The sequence below is a fragment of the Martinezella sp. CNPSo 3964 genome (assembly GCF_057784375.1).
The window spans coordinates 19,277-41,587 of sequence record NZ_JBXSOW010000014.1 but is presented as its reverse complement, the minus strand read 5'-3'; the positions used below and the strand labels follow the sequence as shown (position 1 = coordinate 41,587).

Annotated in this window: 19 protein-coding genes; 11 read left to right on the top strand and 8 right to left on the bottom strand. The window is 59.8% G+C overall.

What is annotated here, in order from left to right:
* Positions 1-5: 5 nt before the first annotated feature.
* From AC13Q5_RS30435 to AC13Q5_RS30420, 4 genes are read left to right on the top strand one after another with little or no spacing between them, the layout of a single operon-like run.
* Positions 6-335 carry an XdhC family protein gene (locus tag AC13Q5_RS30435; RefSeq protein ID WP_069613195.1) on the top strand — a complete coding sequence of 110 codons (330 nt, stop codon included), beginning with the start codon at positions 6-8 and terminating at the stop codon, positions 333-335.
* Positions 335-1,042: an XdhC family protein gene (locus AC13Q5_RS30430; RefSeq protein ID WP_488504211.1), complete on the top strand. Its 708-nt coding sequence runs from the start codon at positions 335-337 to the stop codon at positions 1,040-1,042. Before AC13Q5_RS30435 ends, AC13Q5_RS30430 begins: the two co-directional genes overlap by 1 nt.
* Positions 1,039-2,673 (top strand): NTP transferase domain-containing protein, encoded by a 1,635-nt coding sequence (locus tag AC13Q5_RS30425; RefSeq protein WP_488504210.1) that lies wholly within the window; start codon positions 1,039-1,041, stop codon positions 2,671-2,673. Before AC13Q5_RS30430 ends, AC13Q5_RS30425 begins: the two co-directional genes overlap by 4 nt.
* Before the next feature lie 3 nt (positions 2,674-2,676).
* A complete protein-coding gene (locus AC13Q5_RS30420; protein WP_075850618.1) occupies positions 2,677-2,997 on the top strand; it encodes a TfoX/Sxy family protein in 321 nt (106 codons plus the stop codon).
* 3 nt (positions 2,998-3,000) lie between these two features.
* Here the strand turns inward: AC13Q5_RS30420 and AC13Q5_RS30415 are convergent, their stop codons facing one another.
* The 5 genes from AC13Q5_RS30415 to AC13Q5_RS30395 form a co-directional block, all read right to left on the bottom strand.
* Entirely contained in the window at positions 3,001-3,423 is a 423-nt protein-coding gene (locus AC13Q5_RS30415; RefSeq protein ID WP_075850617.1) for an NUDIX domain-containing protein, read from the bottom strand.
* A 67-nt stretch (positions 3,424-3,490) separates the two neighbouring features.
* A complete protein-coding gene (locus AC13Q5_RS30410) occupies positions 3,491-5,008 on the bottom strand; it encodes a DEAD/DEAH box helicase (RefSeq protein WP_457881152.1) in 1,518 nt (505 codons plus the stop codon).
* Positions 5,009-5,205: 197 nt separating this feature from the next.
* Positions 5,206-6,522 carry a peptidoglycan DD-metalloendopeptidase family protein gene (locus tag AC13Q5_RS30405; protein ID WP_457881153.1) on the bottom strand — a complete coding sequence of 439 codons (1,317 nt, stop codon included), beginning with the start codon at positions 6,520-6,522 and terminating at the stop codon, positions 5,206-5,208.
* A 116-nt stretch (positions 6,523-6,638) separates the two neighbouring features.
* Positions 6,639-7,469 carry a ferritin-like domain-containing protein gene (locus AC13Q5_RS30400; RefSeq protein WP_457881154.1) on the bottom strand — a complete coding sequence of 277 codons (831 nt, stop codon included), beginning with the start codon at positions 7,467-7,469 and terminating at the stop codon, positions 6,639-6,641.
* A gap of 4 nt (positions 7,470-7,473) precedes the next feature.
* Positions 7,474-7,956: a peroxiredoxin gene (locus tag AC13Q5_RS30395; RefSeq protein ID WP_488504264.1), complete on the bottom strand. Its 483-nt coding sequence runs from the start codon at positions 7,954-7,956 to the stop codon at positions 7,474-7,476.
* Positions 7,957-8,084: 128 nt separating this feature from the next.
* Here AC13Q5_RS30395 and AC13Q5_RS30390 point away from each other — a divergent pair, with 128 nt between their 5' ends.
* Positions 8,085-11,504 (top strand): YhdP family protein, encoded by a 3,420-nt coding sequence (locus tag AC13Q5_RS30390; protein ID WP_488504209.1) that lies wholly within the window; start codon positions 8,085-8,087, stop codon positions 11,502-11,504.
* Between the two features lie 52 nt (positions 11,505-11,556).
* On the opposite strand, the gene AC13Q5_RS30385 is transcribed toward AC13Q5_RS30390, so the two are convergent.
* On the bottom strand, positions 11,557-11,883 hold the full coding sequence (locus tag AC13Q5_RS30385) for a hypothetical protein (RefSeq protein WP_075850611.1): 327 nt from the start codon (positions 11,881-11,883) through the stop codon (positions 11,557-11,559).
* Positions 11,884-12,048: 165 nt separating this feature from the next.
* On the opposite strand from AC13Q5_RS30385, the gene AC13Q5_RS30380 reads away from it, so the two are divergent.
* The gene (locus tag AC13Q5_RS30380; protein WP_488504208.1) at positions 12,049-12,930 is read left to right on the top strand and encodes an alpha/beta fold hydrolase; all 882 of its coding nucleotides are present in this window, start codon (positions 12,049-12,051) and stop codon (positions 12,928-12,930) included.
* 101 nt (positions 12,931-13,031) lie between these two features.
* Here AC13Q5_RS30380 and tyrS read toward each other — a convergent pair whose 3' ends face one another.
* Positions 13,032-14,288 (bottom strand): tyrosine--tRNA ligase, encoded by a 1,257-nt coding sequence (tyrS, locus tag AC13Q5_RS30375; protein WP_488504207.1) that lies wholly within the window; start codon positions 14,286-14,288, stop codon positions 13,032-13,034.
* A 319-nt stretch (positions 14,289-14,607) separates the two neighbouring features.
* Between tyrS and AC13Q5_RS30370 the strand changes: the two genes are divergently transcribed.
* Both AC13Q5_RS30370 and AC13Q5_RS30365 read left to right on the top strand, forming a co-directional pair.
* Positions 14,608-17,067: a caspase family protein gene (locus AC13Q5_RS30370; protein WP_488504263.1), complete on the top strand. Its 2,460-nt coding sequence runs from the start codon at positions 14,608-14,610 to the stop codon at positions 17,065-17,067.
* A gap of 179 nt (positions 17,068-17,246) precedes the next feature.
* Positions 17,247-17,765, top strand: coding sequence for a GNAT family N-acetyltransferase (locus tag AC13Q5_RS30365; protein WP_075850608.1), 519 nt, complete (start codon positions 17,247-17,249; stop codon positions 17,763-17,765).
* A 12-nt stretch (positions 17,766-17,777) separates the two neighbouring features.
* Here AC13Q5_RS30365 and AC13Q5_RS30360 read toward each other — a convergent pair whose 3' ends face one another.
* Positions 17,778-18,455, bottom strand: a complete 678-nt coding sequence (locus tag AC13Q5_RS30360; RefSeq protein WP_047633174.1) for an alpha/beta hydrolase — start codon at positions 18,453-18,455, stop codon at positions 17,778-17,780.
* A gap of 233 nt (positions 18,456-18,688) precedes the next feature.
* Here AC13Q5_RS30360 and AC13Q5_RS30355 point away from each other — a divergent pair, with 233 nt between their 5' ends.
* The 3 genes from AC13Q5_RS30355 to sufC all read left to right on the top strand — a co-directional run bounded on the left by AC13Q5_RS30355 (position 18,689) and on the right by sufC (position 22,298).
* Entirely contained in the window at positions 18,689-19,855 is a 1,167-nt protein-coding gene (locus AC13Q5_RS30355) for a cysteine desulfurase family protein (protein WP_488504206.1), read from the top strand.
* 146 nt (positions 19,856-20,001) lie between these two features.
* Positions 20,002-21,471 (top strand): Fe-S cluster assembly protein SufB, encoded by a 1,470-nt coding sequence (gene sufB / locus AC13Q5_RS30350; protein WP_075850606.1) that lies wholly within the window; start codon positions 20,002-20,004, stop codon positions 21,469-21,471.
* Positions 21,472-21,542: 71 nt separating this feature from the next.
* The gene (sufC, locus tag AC13Q5_RS30345) at positions 21,543-22,298 is read left to right on the top strand and encodes a Fe-S cluster assembly ATPase SufC (RefSeq protein WP_488504205.1); all 756 of its coding nucleotides are present in this window, start codon (positions 21,543-21,545) and stop codon (positions 22,296-22,298) included.
* The last annotated feature ends 13 nt before the right edge of the window (positions 22,299-22,311 follow it).

The following is a 22,311-nucleotide window of genomic DNA, read 5'->3' as shown; positions in this document are numbered from 1 at the left end:
CTCCGATGTCAGATATATCCGAAAGTCTGGATCCGCTTGTGATCGCGGAGGAATGGGTGTCGGCAGGCCGCAGCGTGGCCATGGCGACGGTCGTCGATACCTGGGGTTCGGCGCCACGGCCCTCGGGCAGTCATCTCGTGATTGACGGCGAAGGTAATTTTCATGGCTCGGTTTCCGGCGGTTGCGTCGAAGGCGCCGTCATCACCGAGGCGCTTGACGTCATCGAGACCGGCAAGTCGCGCATGCTGGAATTCGGCGTTGCCGATGAGACCGCCTGGCGGGTCGGCCTTTCCTGCGGCGGCCGCATCCGCGTCTACGTTGAAAGGCTCGCCTGATGGACCGTCAGATATTGGCGCGGCTGAATGAGATGCGGCGCAGGCGGCAGGCGGCGATCCTCGTCACTGATCTTTCCGGTGGAGCGGATCGGCTGATCGTGGAGGGCGATGTGCTGGAAGGCGCTCTCGCCGATGCTGCTTCAGCGGTATTCCGTTCAGGCAAGTCCGCGGCGCTTGATGTCGGCGGGCAGAGCCTGTTCTTCAACGTGCATCTGCCGCCGCCGCGCATCGTCATCATCGGCGCCGTGCATATCAGCCAGATCCTGGCGCGTATGGCGGCCCTTGCTGGCTTCGACGTGACGATCATCGATCCGCGCACTGCCTTTGCAACGCCGGAACGGTTCGAAGGCATCGACCTGATTGCCGACTGGCCGGTGGATGTGCTCAAGGAAAGACCGCTCGACAGCTATATGGCGCTGGTCGCCGTGACCCACGATCCGAAGATCGATGACGAACCCATCATCCAGGCGCTGAAGACTGGCTGTTTCTACGTCGGTGCGCTCGGCAGCCGCAAGACCCATGCCGGCCGGCTCGATCGCTTGAAGCGCGAGGGTTTAACCGACGCCGAGCTTACCCGCATTCATGCGCCGATCGGACTTGCCATCGGCGCCGCAAGCCCGGCCGAGATCGCGGTTGCCATTCTGGCTGAAATTATCGGTTCGCTTCGCGGGCGGGATGTCTCGTCGCCAAAAGGCACTGCGCTATGATCTTCGGTGAATTTTTGACGGCGGAGGCGGAGGGGGCAGTTCTCGCCCATTCTGTCCGGCTGGCCGATGGCAGTTTCTCGAAAGGGCATAGGCTTGTCGGTGACGATATCGTGCGGCTCGCTGCGGCCGGAATCGACCACATTATCGCCGCGCGTATCGAGCCGGGCGATCTCATGGAAGACGAGGCGGCCGACCGACTGGCGCGGGCTGTCGCACCCGATCATCTGACTTTTTCCGAAGCGGCGACAGGACGGGTGAATGTCCATAGCGCAGTCGATGGCCTTTTCGTTGCAAATCGTGAAGCGGTCGATCGGATCAACAATCTCGATCCGGCGATTACGCTCGCCTGTCTTGCCGATCATGTACCTGTGCGGGTGGGCGACATGGTCGCGACCTTCAAGATCATTCCGCTTGCCGTTTCGGGCGCTAAAATCGCTGCAGGTGTCGAGATTCTAAGGGGAATGCCGGTTTTCGAGGTCAAGCCATTCGTGCCGCATGCCGTTTCGCTTGTTGCCACGGAGCTGCCGTCGCTGAAGGCCTCGGTCATGGACAAGACGGCGAGGATACTTTCGCAGCGCCTGCAGCCTTCGGGCAGCGGGCTGCAGCGGGAAGAGCGCGTTGTGCACAGGGCAAGAGACGTTGCCGATGCGATCCGTCGTGCGCTGGCGGCGTCCGATCGAATGCCGAAGCTGGTGATCGTCTTTGGCGCTTCGGCGGTCATCGATACCGGCGATGTCATCCCGGAAGCGATCCGGCTTGCCGGCGGCGAGGTCATCCAGGTCGGCATGCCCGTCGATCCCGGTAACTTATTGGTTCTGGGCAGCGTGGGAGATGTCTATGTCGTCGGGGCGCCGGGATGCGCGCGCAGCCCAAAGGAGAATGGTTTCGATTGGGTGCTGGATCGCATATTAGCCGGCGAACGACCGACGCGGCAGGATATCGGTGGCATGGGTGTTGGAGGTCTGCTCATGGAGATACAATCACGCCCGCGGCCACGCGACATCGCCGCCAAGTCGCCATCGGATATATCGGTTGCCATCGTCTTGTTAGCCGCAGGAAAGGCGAGCCGCATGGGCGAGGGTGGTTCGCACAAGCTTCTGGCCGAATTTGACGGCGTGCCGCTTGTGCGTCGTTCGGCATCTATCGCCATTGCAAGTGGCGTATCGGATATCGTCGCCGTCACCGGGCATCGTCGCGATGAGATCGAAGGCGTATTAAGCGGTCTCGCCGTCAAACCGGTGTTCAATCCGGATTATGCCTCGGGCATGGCCAGTTCGCTGGTTGCAGGCGTCAGTACGCAAACGGCTCAGAAGGCCGATGGCGTTCTTGTCATGCTGGCCGACATGCCTGGCGTCACCAGCGACGATCTGAAAACCTTGATCTCAGCCTTTCGTCAGGCGAATGGCCAGGCGATCGTACGGGCGGTATCCGGCGGCAAGCGCGGCAATCCCGTTATCCTGCCACGATCCGTGTTGAACGCGGTCATGCGGCTTGAAGGCGATGTGGGTGCGCGGCATATCATCGAAACATCGGGGCTTCCGGTCAATGATGTCGAGATCGGCGAGGCGGCCCATCTTGATGTCGATACGCCAGAGGCCGTCGTTGCTGCCGGTGGTGTCTTGAAGGGGTAGGGAATGGACAATATCGATATCGAGGAGATGTTTCAGTCGCTTGGGCCGATCACCATCAAGCGGATGTTCGGCGGCAAGGGAATCTACCATATGGGGCGGATTTTAGCGCTCGAGGTAGACGATGAGATCCTCCTGAAAGCGGACGATGCCAGCGCTTCCGAATTCGAGGCAGCCGGTGCGCGACGCTGGGCCTATGAGGGCAAGAAGGGCAAGGCCATCAACATGCCCTACTGGTCGATACCCGACGATGCCTTTGATGATCCGGATGAAATGGCTCGCTGGGTGCGGCTTGCCTATGAGGCCGCCCTTCGTTCGGACAAATAGGCGTCAGCGGAAATCTGCTTCGCTTAGATGGGCGATCGTTGCCTTTGCGAACTCTGAAAGCTGAGCCGGCAATTCGCCGCGGCCGAACCAGCCGAAATCGGAGAGCTTGTCCGGCTCCATCAGTCGAGGTTCGCCGGAAAAATCCTTGCAGACATAGATCAGCGAAACCCAGTGCTGGCAGTCGGCATCTACGATGACCTCCTGTGTGCACAGATAGTCGATTTCGCCGATGGAAAGGCCGCTTTCCTCTTCCGCTTCACGGACAACAGCCCTGGCGGCGGGCTCCATATGATCGACTTTGCCGCCGACGATGCTCCAGAATCCGGCCTCCGGTGCCTTGAGGCGCCGATAGAGCAAAAGCTTACCGTCCCGCAGGATCGCGAGACCGGTTCCTAATCCTGGGAAATCGATGCCGGGCTTGCCCAATATTCAGATCCCGAGGTTGGACGCAGCATCCGGCAAGCCGGCCTGCTGCATGTCTGGACGGGATCTATCAGGCCTTGGCGTTTGCAACGATGAGCATGAAGGCCGGGATATCGTCGCCGAAGCCAACCGGCGTCGGGCCGTCATCCTGATCGCGATAGCGGTTGCGGCGCTCGCGGTGATCGTCATTGGCAGCAGGGAAGGGCCGGTGGCTGTTGCGAGAACCGTTATGGGATTTATTGTTGTTCTCAGACTTGCGCTCGTTCTTCACGCTTTCGGCCTTTGCTGGTGCTGCTTCGATCGCTACGACGTCATTATCCTCGACGTCGATATCAGATTTATGACTCGAGGCGCTGCGGCCTCCGCGGCTGCGATCCCGGTCGCGGCCCTTACCCTTCTGGTCACGGCGGCGGGAGGAGCGGTTGTCGTCGCCACTCTCATCAGCCGGCGGTAGCGCCGAAAGATCGCCATTCAGCCACTGAACATCTTCGCCGATCAGCTTCTCGATCGCGTCGACGTGCTTGGTGTCGCGCTTCGTCACGATGGTGAAGGCGGCGCCGGAGCGGCCAGCACGGCCGGTACGGCCTATGCGGTGAACGTAGTCTTCCGAATGGATCGGAACATCGAAATTGAAGACGTGGCTGACATCGGGGATGTCGAGGCCGCGTGCGGCGACGTCGGAGGCGACGAGCAGCTGCAGGTTTCCATCCTTGAAGTTCTGCAGCATGGTCATGCGCGAGCGCTGGTCCATGTCACCGTGCAGTGCGCCGGCGGAAAAGCCGTGGCGATCCAGCGAACGGAAGAGGTCGGAAACGTCCTTCTTGCGATTGCAGAAGATGATCGCGTTCTTCAGATCCGTCTGAGCGCGGATGAGATCGCGCAGCGTCGCGCGCTTTTCGTAATCCTTGCCGTGCGAGGCAACGAAGCGTTGCGTCACGGTCTTCGCCGTCGATGCCGGCTTGGCAACTTCGACGCGTTCCGGATTCTGCAGGAAGCGGTCGGCCAGCTTCTGAATTTCCGGCGGCATTGTTGCCGAGAAAAACAGTGTCTGACGCGTGAAGGGGATGAGCTTGGCGATACGCTCGATATCCGGGATGAAGCCCATATCGAGCATACGGTCGGCTTCGTCGATGACAAAAATCTCGACGGCGCTCATCAGCAGCTTGCCGCGCTCGAAATGATCGAGCAGGCGGCCTGGCGTGCAGATCAGCACATCGGCGCCACGTTCCAGCTTGCGATCCTGGTCTTCGAAGGAGACGCCACCGATCAGCAGGGCGATGTTCAGGCGATGGTTCTTGCCGTACTTCTCAAAGTTTTCGGCAACCTGCGCTGCGAGCTCGCGTGTCGGCTCCAGAATCAGTGTGCGCGGCATGCGTGCGCGGGCGCGGCCCTTTTCAAGCAGGGTCAGCATCGGCAGCACGAAGGAGGCCGTCTTGCCGGTTCCGGTCTGGGCAATGCCGCAGATGTCGCGGCGCTGAAGCGCAAAGGGGATTGCACCGGCCTGGATCGGAGTCGGTGTGGTGTAACCCGCGTCAGTCACCGCGGAAAGGACTTTTTGGCTCAGGCCAAGGTCAGCAAATGTTGTCAAAGGGAAATCTAATTCCGTCTTGGTTCAGTCGAACACCATGAGTCGACACGCAGGAGCGTGCCGCAATGCAGCGCGACATAGAACCAAATACCCGGGAAGTCAAGGAAAGCAGGCGCTTCAACAGGCCTGAAGTTCATTCATAACGCAATTTTCGGATTAGTGCCATCTTTGTTGCGCGTTTGTCACAATTCCCGCAGCTAAATTGCGCCCAATCCGCTGATGTAACTTGCGAGTTTCGTGCCGGCGCCGATGAAATACATCGGGTCTATGGGATGTCCGTTCTCGCGCACTTCATAATGCAGATGTGTTCCTGTCGAGCGTCCGGTGCTACCGGCAAGACCGATCGCGTCGCCAGCGCCGACTTTGTCGCCGACTTTGACAAGGACCTGCTCCATATGTCCATAACGGGTGGAGATACCATCGCCATGGTCGATCTCCACCATGTTGCCGTAACCGCCGGTCCATCCTGCCGAAACCACCTTGCCAGGGGCGGTGGCCTTGATCTTTTCGCCGGGGCTGAAATGGAAATCGGTACCAGTATGAAGTGCCAGCGTGCCGAAGAACGGGTCCTTGCGGTTGCCGAAGGGGCTGGTGACGAGCTTGCCCGGGGCAGGGTTGCGGAAGGGCAGGCTTTCGGCCGCGCCGCGCACCGTCTCCAGATGCGTCAAAGCTGTATCGAGGTCGGCCATGGATTGTTCGAACTGATCGACATTCTCCGGCGGCACGTAAGGGCCGCCAACGCCGCCGTCCGTATCTTCCTTGCTGACGCTGGCGACTTCGTTCGGAACTTTTACGCCGACATTTTGCATGATCGACTGGATCTCGCTCGCGGTTTCAGACGCGCCGGCGGTGAGGTTGCGAATTCGGGACAGCTGATCCTGTTCGATATGCTTCAGCGACAGCGTTACCTTGGAAAAGACCCGATCAGCACGGTCGGCAACGGTTTCGGGGGCAGGGACGTAGGCGAGCGTGGAATTGTCGGGTGTGGCGTCAGCCGGTCTGCCGCTCAGGAGAAGCTTTTCGATTGCCTTGGGCGACGTCAACTGGGCGTGCTCGTTCTTTGGCGCAGCAGCGTTGGCATCCGGGTGCGCGCTCTTGTCTGTCAGGCCGGAACTCTCTGCCCTGTCGAGCAGGGTACTGAGCTTGCCGTTGCGTGAAGAGAGCTGCTGTTGCTGCTCAATCAGCTTGTCGACCTTTTCCTCCACGACCTGCTGATCGAGGAGTTGGCGGGAGGTGACGCGATCGACCTGAGCACGTAGAGCGGCGATGCGGTCTTCATAGTCATATTGCATGCGCGCCTGACGGGCCATCGTCGCGCCGATGAGATCGTCGCGCAGCACGAGATAGGATGTTGCCAGGAGATAGCCGATCGAGAAGATCCCGACCATGCAGACGGCGACGGCGGCCATCCATGGGCGCACGGTCATATGGCGCACCGTATCGCCGCTCGCGAGGATAATGGTGTGATGTCGCCGTTGCTTGCCGAAAACCCGGTTCTGAGGCTTTGCTGTCACCGAGAATCTCCCAATCGGTGCGTTTTGGCACCCAGTGGAAGTACACGGCATTATGGTTAATGAATGCTTTCTATGGCAGTATTAAATACCGGAAAGCGCCGTTTTACGCTAGTATATCAAGCATTGCTTGTAGATGTCAGCGAACGATAGAAGGAAGGCGTCAGTCCGGCTTCCGCCCGGGCGATATCGTTGAACGGTGCCTTCAGCGAACCGCGGAAGTTGGCGCGTACCAATTCCTGGAAGGTGCGGGCCGGATCGCGCTTTTCGCGCGCGCACAGGAAGCGGAACCACTTGGCGCCAACGGCGACATGGCCTTTTTCGTCGTTATAGATGACGTCGAGAACGGCCGCACTCTCCAGATCGCCGGTTTCGCGCATCTTGGCCTGCAGCGCCGGCGTCACGTCCAGACCTCTCGCTTCGAGGATCAGCGGCACGACGGCCAAGCGGGCGGTGAGATCGGTGCGGGTCGCATGAGCGGCCTGCCAGAGGCCGTCGTGGGCGGGCAGATCGCCGTAGTCTGCACCGAGTTCGCGCAGGCGCGCCCGCACCATGCGGAAATGCTTGGCTTCCTCGAAGGCAACCTGCATCCAGCCGTCGAAGAAGGAATTGGGGACCGGGCCAGTTGCAAAACGCGCGACGATATCGAGCGCCAGATCGACGGCATTCAGCTCGATATGGGCAATGGCATGCAACAGTGCGATGCGCCCCTTGAGCGTATGCAGCGAACGCTTCTCCATATGTTTTGGCGGCACCAATTCCGGCTTTTCTGGCCGGCCAGGCCGATCGGCGAGCGGTGGGTCGAGCGGTGAACGCAGCGACAAGGTGCGGGCAAACCACCGCCTTGCCGATTCCTGGGCAAGTTCGGTCTTCAGATCGAGATCGGCTGAGCGGATAGCGGCGATGGCGCCGCCGCGCAGCGATGTAATGATTTCGGTGGTTTCCGCCATGTCGTCAGAGTTCCCTGGCAGCGGCAAGAACTGCTTCGGCGTGGCCGGCGACTTTGACCTTGTCCCACACTCCTGCAACCTTGCCGTCGGCGCCGATCAAGAAGGTCGAGCGCACCACGCCCATATAGGTGCGGCCATACATGCTCTTTTCCCGCCAGACGCCGTAAGCCATTGCCATGGTCTTTTCCTCGTCGGAGGCGAGCGGCACGGAAAGCGCATGCTTCCTAATAAATTTGTCATGGCTTTTCACAGAATCCGGCGAGACGCCGAGGAGCGCGACACCGAGCTTTGCGAAATCGGCAGCGAGTGCCGTGAAGGTAATCGATTCTGTCGTGCAGGCGGTCGTATCGTCCTTGGGGTAGAAATAAATGACCAGCGGCTTCCCGGCAAAATCGGCAAGACGAACGTGATCTCCACCATCGCGCGGGAGATCGAAATCCGGTGCTTTGTCGCCGATGTTCAGTTGAACTGGAAAAACTTCCGCCACGGGAAAACCTTTCTTTTGCCGGTTTTTTAGATGACACTTGAGGTAAGCCATATATACTGCCCGTGTGTGCCGTCCAATGGGACGCAGCGTCACCAACAAAATTGTATAAGCGAAAGGCACGCGCAGGAGTGATCCGAGGCGAAAAGGTAACATTCCGCAAAAAGGATCTCGTGTCGCTCGACCATCTGCCGTCCGCTCAGGTCGAAGATCCGTTGATCGTGCATGTGCCAGAGCGTGCTCGCCGCAGTCGCTCGCATGTCTGGCATGTCTGCCGCATGACGCTGGTTTTCTTTGCATTTCTCGCCATCATTCTCGGAGCTGTCATCGCGACCATCGAAGGTGGCATCTTCGATGCGCCGCTGTCCCAGAAGGCGCAGACGGCTCTCGATCAGGCCATCGGCCCGCGTTACAAGGCAGAAGTAGGCGCGACCGTGATCCGGTTTACCCCTAATCTGCGGCTGGCGCTGGAAGCGCGCGACGTCAACGTCGTCGATCAGGAGAGCGGCAAGCATCTGTCGACGATGTCGGCCGTCAACATGGAGCTGGACCCGCTGGCCCTCATCGAGGGCCGGGTGGAAGTGGCAAGCGTTGCGGCAGAGGGCATCGCGCTCGACACCTCGCTGCTGCCGCAAGGCGATCCCGTCGATTGGACTGCCTTGCGCGTCGATGCCTTGCCCAAGGCCCTGAATGCGGCCTTCGACAATCTCGATTTCCTTGAACATTTCGTCCAGCGCGGCGGCACGAATTCCGTGCGCATTTCCGGCTTCTCGATGAAGCTGGCACGACAGGAGGGTGATCCCATCTCTCTTGTCGTCGACAATCTGACCTTCGAGCGCGTTGCGCCCAATTCTCTACATCTCTATGGCCAGGTTGCGCTCAACGGATCCGTGGCGCTCCTGGATGTGAGGGCGGATCAAAAGGAGGCCGGCCAAAGCTCCTCGCTGGCGGCCAAGATATCCAATCTCGATCTCAAGCCGCTCACGATGACCTATGACCCGAATGGTACGCCGCGACAGGGGCTAATGGCCTTCGGGGACGTCACGCTTTCGGCCGTCAAGGGCGAGGCAGGCGTCGATCCCAAGCTGAGCGCTACCATCAATGTCCAGCCCGGTGTCCTCTATATGGACCATGATGTGCAGGAGTTGACGCAGGCCAATATCAACCTCGCCTACAACTTCGATCACCAGACCCTCGAGATTGCGCCGTCAAAAGCGCAGTTTCTCCGGACGATTGCTCCATTTTCCGGCGCGGTCATCGATCTCGATCGTGTCGACGCTAACGCAGGCAAGGGCTTCGGCATCGACTTCGTGATCAAGGACGGCGTCGCCGCCTCATCTCTCTCAGGGGAAAAGCCCGTCAGCTTCGACGGTCGCGCCACCGGACGGTTCTTTTCCGCAACCAAGGAATTCCAGTTCGACAATCTCGGCATATCGACGCCGCAGGGCGCGCTTTTCGGCTCCCTGCATATGAAGCTCGGCGACAGCTCGCCGGAGATCAGCTTCGGCGGCCGCGCGGACAAGCTCGACACGACTGTTGTCAAGCAGCTTTGGCCTTTCTGGATGGCTTCGAAACCCAGGATCTGGGTCGAGGGCAACCTTTTCGGCGGGTCGGTGACCAATGCCGCCATATCGGTCTTCATTCCGGCTGGCCGACTGCGGGAAGCGTCACAGACCGGCAAGCTGCAGCTTGGCAAGAACGAATTGCATATCGCCTTCGACATCGACGGGGCGCGCATGAACGTGCCGGGAGAAATCCCGCCGTTGCGCGATACCAAGGCCCATTTCGATCTGACCGGTCCGAATATGGTCGTCGATATTGCGACGGCCACGTCCTACTTTCCGACCGGCCGCACGATCACGCTGAGCGACAGCAGCTTCTCGATCCCGGCGACCTACGACAAGCCGCTAATGGCTGATCTTGATTTGACGATTTCAGGCTCCGGCGATGCGATCGGCGAACTTCTGACCTACAAGCCGCTTGAAGTGCTTCAACGGACCGAATTCAAGCCGGAGGATTTCAACGGCAAGATCGTCGCCAAGGTCGATGCCAGGATAGGGCTTATCAAGGATCAGCAGCCGCCTCCGCCGGACTGGCAGGCGAAGCTCAATCTCGACAATGTCGATCTGCTGAAGCCGATGAACAATCGCAAGATCGACAATCTGACCGGCGTGATTTCGGCCGATCCGCAATCCGTGCATCTGCAAGCCCAGGCCCAGATCGACAGTATTCCGGCCCAGATCGACATGGTGGAGCCGACCGACAGCAAATCGACCGTCAGGCGCGCCCGCGTGATCACGGCGACGCTGACCGATACGCAACGCAATACCGTACTGCCTGGACTTCGGGATATAATCGATGGGCCTGTCAGAGTGGAGTTGACGCGCATCGACGATGATCGCCAAGGCGTCAAGGTCGACCTCGGCAAGGCGGCTCTGACCGTGCCGTGGGTCGGCTGGTCGAAGGGCAGCGGCATTGCGGCGACAGCGCAGTTCGAGGCATCCGGTCCAGACAGCCAGACGACGCTCAAGAATTTCATGCTCAAGGGGGATGGGTTCGGCGCCAGCGGCGATCTGCTCATCAGCAAGGGGAGCCTCACGTCGGCAAGCTTCGACAGTGTGAAGCTCTCGGCGCTCGATGATTTCGCGCTCTCGCTGAAGCGAGGCAAGAGTGGCGGCTACGACGTGGCGATATCGGGTAATTCCGCCGACATACGTCCGATCCTTGCACGTCTGAAGGCGTCCACATCGGGCGGCCAGCAGAGTTCGGACGGAGACGCTTCGGCGAGCGCGACCGTTCGCGCCAATCTCGACAAGGTTATCGGTTTCAACGATGAGACCGTCGGCAATGTCAAGGGCGTCTATTCGATTGCCGGCGGCAAGACGACTGCTGCGGATTTTTCCGGCGTCACTCGTAGCGGCGAAGCGCTCGTCACCCAGATGAGCAAAGGCGCCAACGGCGTCATCCGTATCACGAGCGGCGATGCCGGCGCCGTTGCGCGCTTCACCGACCTCTATAAGCATTTGCAGGGTGGGTTGCTCAATCTGTCGCTGCGCTCGATCGGGCAAGACGACTGGGACGGCTCGCTCGATATCCGCAACTTCGCCATCATCGATGACAAGAAACTCTCGACCATCGTGTCGACGCCGAGCGGAAAGAACGGCAAGAGCCTGAATTCGGCCGTGAAGCAGAATATCGATACGCGTTCGCAGAATTTCGAGCGCGGCTTTGCGCGGCTGGTGATGCGCGATGGGGTGCTCTCGGTCGAAAACGGCGTGGTACGTGGCGTGCAGGTCGGGGCGACGTTCCAGGGCACGCTGAAGGACGCCAATGGCAAGATGGATATGACGGGAACCTTCATGCCCGCGTATGGCCTGAACCGGCTGTTCGCCGAAGTTCCGATCGTCGGCTTCATCCTGGGCAATGGCAGCGATCGCGGCTTGATTGGTATTACCTTCAGGCTGACCGGCACGATCGAGAAATCGAACCTGCAGATCAATCCTCTTTCGATCATCGCGCCGGGTGTTTTCAGGCAGATATTTGAATATTGAGGCGGCGCGACGCTGAGGCTCGTTCCTTGCGATAGAATAGGGCTGCGCGTGGCTATTTTTCGTTCGCCAACCGCTCACGTATGCGTTCGGCGCCACCGCTCATGCGCCGGGCGAATGGTCGATCGGGGTCCACGATACGCCAAAACGGAGCCGCGCCGCTTTGACTGATCTGCACCAAATGTCGCTGAACGGTGACAGGGCAACAGGCATCTGCGCCATATTGCTTGGCAAGCGCCTGTCTTACCCCCGCAATATCGGACAATTGGCCCGGAGGCGCTGCCCAGAGCGCGCGAGCAACCATCTCCTCGCTGGGAATCAACATGCTTTGGGTAGAGCTTCGGCCCTTGCGCCTTGTCTTGATTACCGGCAATTCATCCATAATCCACCTCCAGGATTGGAACCTTAACAGAGGACGAATGGGCAGGTCGCGATCCGACATCGCAAATGCAGAAAATTAGCCAAGCGTCAGGGTTTGAACTTATAGACCGGCAGCCTTCAAGCATCGCAGTATCGGCTTGAACGTTCTGGCGCGACGTTTCTATCGATGTTCCAGATAAGCTATGGCACTCTAAGAGACATGACCCAAAGCAAATCGTGCCTTGTCGGTTGGACGACTGGCAACTGCAATGCAAACGGCATCGACATTCACTATCTGCGAACAGGCGGCCATTATCTTCCGCTGGTAGCGCTGCATGGGTTGCTCGGGAGCGGCGCGTGTTTGGCGCCGTTGACGCGTATGTTGGAGAATGACTTTGATGTCGTCTTGCCGGATGCACGAGGACACGGAAAATCCGGCGCGCCGGCTCGAGGATATTTGTATGATGACCTAGCAGGCGACGTTGTCGAGCTCACAAAGAAATTGAATCTAAAAGCTCCAATATTGCTCGGTCATTCGATGGGAGGCATGACCGCTGCTGTGGCCGCTCGCGAACTCGGAGCAGGGGTTTCGGGCGTTGTCCTGGTCGATCCAACTTTCATAAGTCCAGAGTGGCAGCGCGAGGTTTTTGAAAGCGATATTGCAGAGGAGCAGCGGCGATCGCTGGTTTCAAGCAGGGCTGATCTCCTTACCCAAGCGCGCGTTCGACATCCATCCCGGTCAGAGGAGATTCTGGAATGCCTGGTTGATGCGAGGCTTCAGACCAGCATGTCCGCATTTGAGGTGCTCACACCTCCAAATCCCGACTATCGCGAACTTGTGCAAAGCATAGGCGTGCCGATTCTTCTCGTGATCGGAGATAATAAAGGGGTCGTTTCGTTGGATGCGGCCCGTGAGCTGCAAAAGCTCAATCCCTTGCTTCGATATGAACTGATCGCTGACGCCGGTCACGGCCTTCCATACGATCAGCCCGAACGATTGGGAGCGGTGATCATGTCCTTCCTGAAAGCGATATCAACGTTGCGGGCCGGCTCCGCGCGCGTCGGCTGACCAAGCCGGTTCATGCCATCAACCGGCGACCTTCAGCTAGACAGAAACAAAAAAGCCGGCGAGAGGGCGCCGGCTTTGTTCGTTGTCCGTGCATCGGCCCTTCAGGCGGCCGGGCGGATCAGGATGTGCTTCTTCTTGCCGAGCGACAGCTTGATCACGCCTTCGGCGGTGATCTCACCGGTGCCGACGACCTTGCGCTCGTCGCTGATGGCCTGGTCGTTGATGCGCACTGCGCCACCCTGGACGTGGCGGCGAGCTTCGCCGTTCGAACCGGCAAGGCCGGCGCGGACGATCAGGGCCAGCAGGCCGATACCAGCTTCGAGTTCGGAAGCCGGAACATCGATCGACGGCAGGTTTTCGGACAGGCCGCCTTCCTCGAAGGTCTTGCGCGCGGTTTCGGCTGCCTGTTCGGCTGCTGTGCGGCCGTGAAGGATCGCGGTCACTTCGGTCGCGAGGATCTTCTTGACCTCGTTGAGTTCCGAGCCTGCAATAGCAGACAGCCGTGCGATCTCGTCCATCGGCAGCGTCGTGAACAGCTTGAGGAAGCGGGGAACGTCGGCATCCTCAGTGTTGCGCCAGTACTGCCAGAAATCATAGACCGGCAGCAGGTCGGCATTCAGCCAGACGGCACCGGAGGCCGATTTGCCCATCTTGGCACCTGAAGAGGTCGTCAGCAGCGGCGATGTCAACGCGAAGAGCTGCTTGGTCCCCATGCGGTGACCAAGATCGATGCCATTGACGATATTGCCCCACTGATCAGAGCCGCCCATCTGCAAACGGCAATCGTAGCGCTTGGCCAATTCGACGAAGTCGTAGGCCTGCAGGATCATATAGTTGAATTCGAGGAACGACAGCGACTGCTCGCGGTCAAGGCGCGTCTTCACACTGTCGAAGGACAGCATGCGGTTGACCGAGAAGTGCCGACCGACGTCGCGCAGGAATTCAAGGTAATTGAGCGAGCGCAGCCATTCGGCGTTGTTGATCATCAAGGCCGCATTGCCCGGCTTATTGTAATCAAGATAGTTCGAGAAGCAGCGCTTGATCGAGGCAATATTGTCTTCGATCATGTCGACGGTCATCAGCTTGCGGGCCTCTTCCTTGAAGGAGGGGTCGCCAACCATGCCGGTGCCGCCGCCCATCAGGGAGATCGGCCGATGGCCGGTCGCCTGCAGCCAATGCAGCATCATGATCTGAGTGAGATGGCCGACATGCAGGCTCGATGCCGTCGGATCATAGCCGATATAGGCCGTCACGGTTTCCTTTGTGAAGAGGTCGTCGAGGCCGGCTTCATCGGAAATCTGATGAATGAAGCCGCGCTCTTGCAGGGTGTGCAGGAAATCGGATTTGAACTCAGCCATGATCTTGGTCTCTCGATGCCACAACCTTGGCGGATGCGGCGAAGTCGCTATTGTTTGATGTCGCGGGGCGCGTTTATCACCGATTTATCGGCGCGTCACCATTTTGGTGGGGCGTGAGATCAAGTTTCGCTAAGTGCCTTAGGCTGGGCGTGGTTTGTAAATCGATGCTTCTGAACGTCAATAGACCGTAACATCGCCGCGAAGCCGCCGGGAATAAGCCGCGCATTCGCCCGAATCAAATCCTAGTGATTTCTTGTTGATCCCCGTACGCACCTCATGTTTCGTGAAAGAAACCGGTATGTCGCCTCTGCTTTCGAAGATGGGATTGTCATCCAAAAAGACGATCTGGGCATTTCTTGCCATGATGTTGGTTTTGGTCGGTGTCGCTGCTGCGAGCCCGGCCGAAGCTCAAGGTTCCCCTGAAAAGAGAATAGCGTTCGTCGTGGGCAATGCCGCCTACAAGGCAGGCGCTCTGCCGACGCCGGCCAACGATGCCGGCCTGATCGCGCAAACGCTGCAGGCTGCGGGCTTCGACGTGATCGGTGCGCGCGATCTCGACCAGAACGGCATGCGCGACGCGATGCGCGACTTTCTGACGAAAGCGAACGCGTCCGGTCCCGATACCGTCGTGTTCGTCTATCTGGCGGGTTACGGCCTGCAATATCAGGGCGATAATTATTTCGTGCCTGTCGATGCGCAGATCGCCAATGCCACGGATGTCCCCGTCCAGGCGATCCGCGTGAGCGACCTCACCAAATCGTTGTCGGCCATCAACAATCGCGGCAGCATCGTCGTGCTGGATGCGGCGAGGGCCAATCCTTTCGTGCAGTCCAATCAGCCACTGGCTGGTGGTCTGGCACTGGTCGATCCCGACGCCAACCAGCTGATTGCCTTCAATGCGGCGCCCGGCACGGTCGCGCCACAAGAGGCCGGGCCTTATGGTTCCTACGCGCATGCGCTGGCGGAAATGATCCGCGTCGGTGGCCTGTCGCTTGATGACGTCTTCGATCGGACGCGCTTGCGTGTCGGCGATCTCACCAAGGGCGCCGAGATCTCGTGGGATGCTTCCAAATTCAAGAATGCATTCAACTTTTTCGATCGCGGTCCGAATGCGCCGGCTGCTGCGGTGTCGAGCGCCGAGGATGTTGCAAACAGGACGAAACCGATCCGAGATTTCGGCGAACGGGATGCCTATTTCGCCGCGCTCGATCGCGATACGCTGCAGGGCTATGAGGATTTCCTCGCCGCCTATCCGAACGATTCCATGGTGAGGCGTGTCCGTGCCATTGTCGCCGCCCGCCGCGAGGCAATTACCTGGCGCGAGACCTGGATTGCCGACACGCCGGAGGCCTATTGGTCATATCTGAGGCGTTATCCGCGTGGTCCGCACGTCTGGGACGCCCGCCGCCGTCTCGAGCATTTCGAGGCCGCCCTCGAGCCGCCACCATCATTCACCGTGATCGAGTATGACGTGCCGCCGCCTCCGCCGCCGGAAGTGGTCTATGTCGACCGGCCTGTGCTTTATTTCGATGATGCCGACTTCGGCTATGCACCGCCGCCGCCCGTTGTCTTCCTGGCACCGCCGCCACCGGATTTCGTGGTGCTGGCGCCGCCGGAACCCTCTGTCGATGTCTATGTGCTGCCGGCGCCGGTCTTCGTTCCAGTCCCTGCCTGGGTAGAGCCGCCACGCGATATCGCACCGCCCGAAAACAACGTCATCTTCAACAACATCCACAATACGGTCGTGAACAACACGACGGTCATCAACAACAACACTGTTGTCAATGAGAACGGGGCTGCACCTGCGGCACCTGGATTGACAACCGGGCAGAAGCTTGCCGGCGCTGCCGTCATCGCCGGGGCTGGTGCTGCGGCGTTGCATGTTGCTCTGCCGCCATCGGTGCAGAAGAAGGCTGCGGTTCTGCAGAAGCAGAACCCGGCTGCGGCCGTCAAGGCAGCGCCTGGCACCGCTCCGGCGGTTGCGCCATCGGCCCAGCCGCAAGGCGGCAATGCTGCTGCCCACGTGCTTCCCGGCGCCAACGGTCAGCCGCTGCCGGCTGGCGGCAAGCTGCCTGTCAATCCGGGAACGGCTCAAACGAAGCAGGGGCAATTACCGCAAGCCGCACCGAATGCGGCGCATAATCCGGCTGTTGCGACGCAACCTGCCCAGCAGGGCACAAATGCCAATGCGCACGCACTTCCCGGTGCCAACGGTCAGCCTCTGCCCGCCACGGGCAAGCTGCCGGCCAATGCTGGAGCAGCGCAGACGAAACAGGCTCAACAGCCGCAGGCCACACCGAACGCCGGCGCACATGCGCTGCCCGGCGCCAAGGGGCAGCCGCAGCCGACTGTTGGCAATGCACCTGCCGCGAAGGGGCAAAGCCAGATTGCCAAGACCCCGGCACCACAGGCAGTGCCAAGCGGCAAACTGAATTCGGTTGCCGCTGCACCGAAACCCAATGCGCATGCCCCGGCCGTCGCCGCCACGACGCCGGCAAAGCCCAAGGTTATCCCCAGCAACCAGCCTCAGGCCCACAGTCAGCCTCGTGTTGCCGCTGCGCCGCCTCGGCAAGCCAATCCGGCTCCTGCGCAGCCAAGGCCGGCGCCGCACGTCGTGGCACAGGCGAGGCCGCCCGCGCCCAAGCCGCAGGCTCAGCCGAAGCCCCAACCGCAGCCGAAGGTCGTGCAGCAACAGGTGAGGAAACCACCTCCGCCTCCGCCGCAAAAGCCTCCGGAAAAGAAGAAGTGCGGCGCTCCCGGCTTGCCCGCATGTCACTGACCGATGATATCAGGCGATAATCTCAAGGCCCGCTTCGGCGGGCCTTCTCATTCGGAATTGTCGCTTCATTACCTTGTTGAAATCAGGCCGAGCGGTTAGCACTGACTGGCCGGTTGTCAATCGGCGATGCCATACAGGTTACGGCAGGCTGCAGATCCAACATGAAAACAGGCAGGCAGATGAGTGATACCATCATACTCGAAACCCCGCGCCTCGTTCTGACGATGTGGGACAAGGGTGATGCCGAGTTGATTCGGCAGCTGCATTCGACGATCGACACGACGCGCTATCTTTCCGGCGGCGCCCCTTGGACGCTGGAGAAGGCCGAGGAGCGGCTGAAAAGCTGGTTCGGAGAACACACGCGCGATGGCGTGACGAAATACAAGATGCTGCGCCGTGAGGACGGCCGCTTTATCGGTCGCGCCGGTTTTTCGCGTTTTCATGAGGAGAGTGGCCGCGGCGAATTCGAGCTTGGCTATTCGATTCGAAAGGAGGCCTGGGGTAATGGCTATGCGACGGAGATTGCTACCGCCTTGGCACAATGGTTCTTCACACGTGATCTTGCCAGGCATTTCATCGCCTTCACCCACCCGCAAAACGCTGCATCGCAACGCGTTTTGCGAAAGATCGGCATGCAGGATCACCCGTCGATGACGATCGACGGGATCTCGTGTCCGACTTTCATGATGGCTCAGTAACGGCCGCTTTTCTTAGCGGATGCGCTTGGCGGCCGGTTCCGGCACCAGTTCGCCGTTGAGGCGACGATCGAGATAATCCTCGCATTCGCCGAGCAGCGTTTCGACCTGGCCGTTGAAGAAGTGGTTGGCGCCCGACACGACCTTGTGCGTGATCAAGATGCCCTTTTGCGTCTTCAGCTTCTCGACGAGGCCGTTGACGTCCTTCTCCGGGGCAACCTTGTCAGCGTCGCCGTTGATGATCAGGCCAGACGACGGGCAGGGTGCCAGGAAGGAGAAGTCGTAGATGTTCGGCTGCGGTGCGATCGACATGAAGCCTTCGATTTCCGGGCGGCGCATCAAGAGCTGCATGCCGATCCAGGCGCCGAAGGAATAGCCGGCAACCCAGCAGCTCTTCGAATCAGGATGGAGGCTCTGCACCCAGTCGAGTGCTGATGCCGCATCGGAAAGTTCGCCGGCGCCGTGGTCGAATTCGCCCTGGCTGCGGCCGATCCCGCGGAAATTGAAGCGAAGTGTCGTGAAACCGCGCTTCTGGAACATATAGAAGAGCTGGTAGACGACCTGATTGTTCATCGTGCCGCCAAATTGCGGGTGAGGATGAAGGATAATCGCGATCGGGGCGCTCTTTTCCTTGGAGGGCTGATAGCGGCCTTCAAGGCGACCCGCGGGGCCGTTGAAAATTACTTCGGGCATCGATACTCCGGCTCTTCTTTTTCTGCGTTCAAACCCAACGGCACGCAGCAAGTTGACTTGACGAATGCGCTCATCTTTTCTAGAACGCAGTTTAGAACAATTCGAAACTTGATGCGGTGGTCCGCGCGTTGTTTGTGCAACGGTTTGTGGAACGTGTCATAAGGCATGCCCGGCTGAAATTTCAAGGAAAATGAGCCGGTCGCAGCAAAGCAAAGTCGCGCAGGAAGAAGATTATGGCGGCAACGCGCCTTTATCTCGATTGGAATGCTACCGCACCGCTCCTTCCGGCGGCCCGCGAAGCAATGCTGCGTGCGATGGATATTCAAGGCAACCCCAATTCCGTTCACGGTGAAGGTAGGGCAGCGCGCGCAGCTGTCGAGGCCGCACGCCGGCAGGTTGCAAGACTGACGGGTGCGGAACCCGCCCATGTCGTTTTTACGAGCGGCGCCACCGAGGCGGCCAATATGGTGCTGACGCCGGAATTTCGCATGGGGCGGACGCCGCTTGTGGTCAGCCACCTTTATATATCGGCCGTCGAGCATCCGGCCGTGCGCGAAGGTGGGCGATTTGCCAGGTGCAATGTCAGCGAAATACCTGTGACATCGGATGGTACGGTCGATCTTGCCGCGCTGGAGACCATGTTAGCAGCCCATGACAAGGCCAGCGGCCTGCCGATGGTCGCCATCATGCTCGCGAACAATGAGACCGGAATTGTCCAGCCTGTCGGCGATGCGGCCAAGCTCGTTCAGGCAGCGGGCGGTCTCTTCGTGGTCGATGCCGTTCAGGCGGCCGGCCGCGTTCCGCTCGATATCAATGCGATCGGCGCGGATTTCGTTATCGTGTCCTCGCATAAGATCGGTGGGCCGAAGGGTGTCGGCGCACTCGTCTCGCGCGGCGAGGTGCTGATGCCGAAGCCGTTGATCCATGGCGGCGGTCAGGAAAAAGGCCATCGTTCGGGCACGGAAAACACGCTTGCCATCATCGGATTCGGTGCCGCCGCCGAGGCCGCTGCCCTGGACTTCGATGTTCGCAATGCTGCGATCGCTTCATTGCGCGGCCGGCTGGAAGCAGGGATGGAGCTTGCGGCGCCTGATGTCATTATTCATGGGAAGGATGGTCCGCGCGTTCCGAACACCAGCTTCTTCACGCTGCCGGGACTGAAATCCGAAACCGGCCAGATCGCCTTCGATCTGGAAGGCGTGGCGATCTCCGCCGGGTCGGCCTGCTCGTCGGGCAAGGTCGGCGAGAGCCATGTGCTGGTGGCGATGGGGTGCGACCCGAAACTCGGAGCGCTCCGCATTTCGTTGGGGCCGACCACAACCGAAATGGATATCGATCGCGCAATCGCCGCGTTTGCCCGCATAGCGGGAAGGCGCAAGCTGGCGGGCGCGGCGGCCTAAGGGCCACAAATTTGCGGAAACCGAAATTTCCGCTTGCCAAGCGGGGTGAAAAGTCCCTTTTGGCCGACTACATAGGGGGCAGACATAAGTCTGCCGCAACGTTGACAAGCTGCCGGACCTTGGATCCGGCGAGATTGGAGAACGAAATGCCTGCAGTCCAGGAAACGGTCGATCAGGTTCGCCAGATCGACGTGGACCAGTACAAGTACGGTTTCGAGACCACGATCGAAGTGGAAAAGGCTCCCAAGGGTCTTTCCGAAGACATCATTCGCTTCATCTCCGCCAAGAAGCAGGAACCGGACTGGATGCTGGAATGGCGCCTCGAAGCCTATCGTCGTTGGCTGACGCTTGAAGAGCCCACCTGGGCGCGCGTCGACTATCCGAAGATCGATTTCAACGACATCCACTATTACGCCGCACCGAAAAAGTTCGCCGGCCCGAAGTCGCTCGACGAAGTCGACCCGGAGCTGCTGAAGACCTACGAGAAGCTCGGCATTCCGCTGCGCGAGCAGGAAATTCTTGCCGGCGTCGAGAAGCCGAAGATCGCGGTCGATGCGGTGTTTGATTCCGTCTCGGTCGTCACCACCTTCAAGGAAGAGCTGAAGAAGGCCGGCGTGATCTTCATGTCGATCTCGGAAGCTATCCGCGAACATCCGGAGCTGGTGCGCAAGTATCTCGGCTCCGTCGTGCCGACCTCGGACAATTTCTATGCGACGCTCAATTCGGCCGTCTTCACCGATGGTTCCTTCGTCTTCGTGCCGAAGGGCGTTCGTTGCCCGATGGAGCTGTCGACCTACTTCCGCATCAACGAGAAGAACACGGGCCAGTTCGAGCGCACGCTGATCATCGCCGAAGAAGGTGCCTACGTCTCCTATCTCGAAGGCTGCACGGCGCCGCAGCGCGACGAAAACCAGCTGCACGCAGCGGTCGTCGAGCTGGTTGCGCTCGATGATGCCGAGATCAAGTATTCGACCGTTCAGAATTGGTATCCGGGCGACAAGAACGGCAAGGGCGGCATCTACAACTTCGTCACCAAGCGTGGCGATTGCCGCGGCCATCGCTCCAAGATTTCCTGGACGCAGGTCGAGACCGGCTCTGCGATCACCTGGAAGTACCCGTCCTGCATCCTGCGCGGCGACGACAGCCGCGGCGAGTTCTATTCGATCGCGGTTTCGAACGGCCATCAGCAGGTCGACAGCGGCACCAAGATGATCCATCTCGGCAAGAACACGTCGAGCCGCATCGTCTCGAAGGGTATCGCCGCCGGCGTTTCGCAGAACACCTATCGCGGCCAGGTCTCGGCTCACCGTAAGGCATCGAACGCTCGCAATTTCACGCAGTGCGACTCGCTGCTGATCGGCGACAAGTGCGGCGCGCATACGGTGCCCTATATCGAGGCGAAGAACTCGTCCGCGCAGTTCGAGCACGAAGCCACGACGTCGAAGATTTCCGAAGACCAGCTGTTCTACTGCCTGCAGCGCGGTATCCCGACCGAAGCGGCGATCGCGTTGATCGTCAACGGCTTCGTCAAGGAAGTCCTGCAGGAGCTGCCGATGGAGTTTGCCGTCGAAGCGCAGAAGCTCATCGGCATCTCGCTCGAAGGCAGCGTTGGCTGACGTCCACGAAACAGAATTAGCTTTGGCGCGCTAGGCGCGCTGCACACTCATTCCTGCGATAGGATATTAAAATGCTTGAAATCAAGAACCTGCACGCCCGCATCGCCGAAGACGGCACCGAGATCATCCGTGGCCTGAACCTGACCGTCAAGGCGGGCGAAGTTGCCGCCATTATGGGTCCGAACGGCTCCGGCAAGTCGACGCTCTCCTACATTCTCGCCGGCCGCGAGGACTATGAAGTCACCGAGGGTGACATCCTCTATAACGGCGAGAGCATTCTCGAACTCGATGCTGCTGAGCGTGCGTCCAAGGGCATCTTCCTGGCCTTCCAGTACCCGGTCGAAATTCCCGGTGTTGCCACCATGCAGTTCCTGAAGGTGGCGCTGAACGAACAGCGTAAGGCGCGCGGCGAAGACGAACTGACGACGCCGGATTTCATCCGCCGCGTCAAGGATGCTGCGGCCAAGCTGCAGATCAACATGGACATGCTGAAGCGCCCGCTCAACGTGGGCTTCTCCGGCGGTGAAAAGAAGCGCGCTGAAATCCTGCAGATGGCACTGCTGGAGCCGCAGCTTTGCGTGCTCGACGAAACCGACTCCGGTCTCGACATCGACGCGTTGAAGATCGTTGCCGACGGCGTCAACGCGCTGCGCTCTCCGGATCGTGCCGTGATCGTCATCACTCATTACCAGCGCCTGCTCGACTACATCGTTCCGGATACCGTTCACGTCCTCTACAAGGGCCAGGTGATCAAGTCCGGCGACAAGACGCTGGCGCATGAGCTCGAAGCCAACGGCTATGCCGACATCATCGGTGCTGCAGCCTGATCGAGGCGGAAAG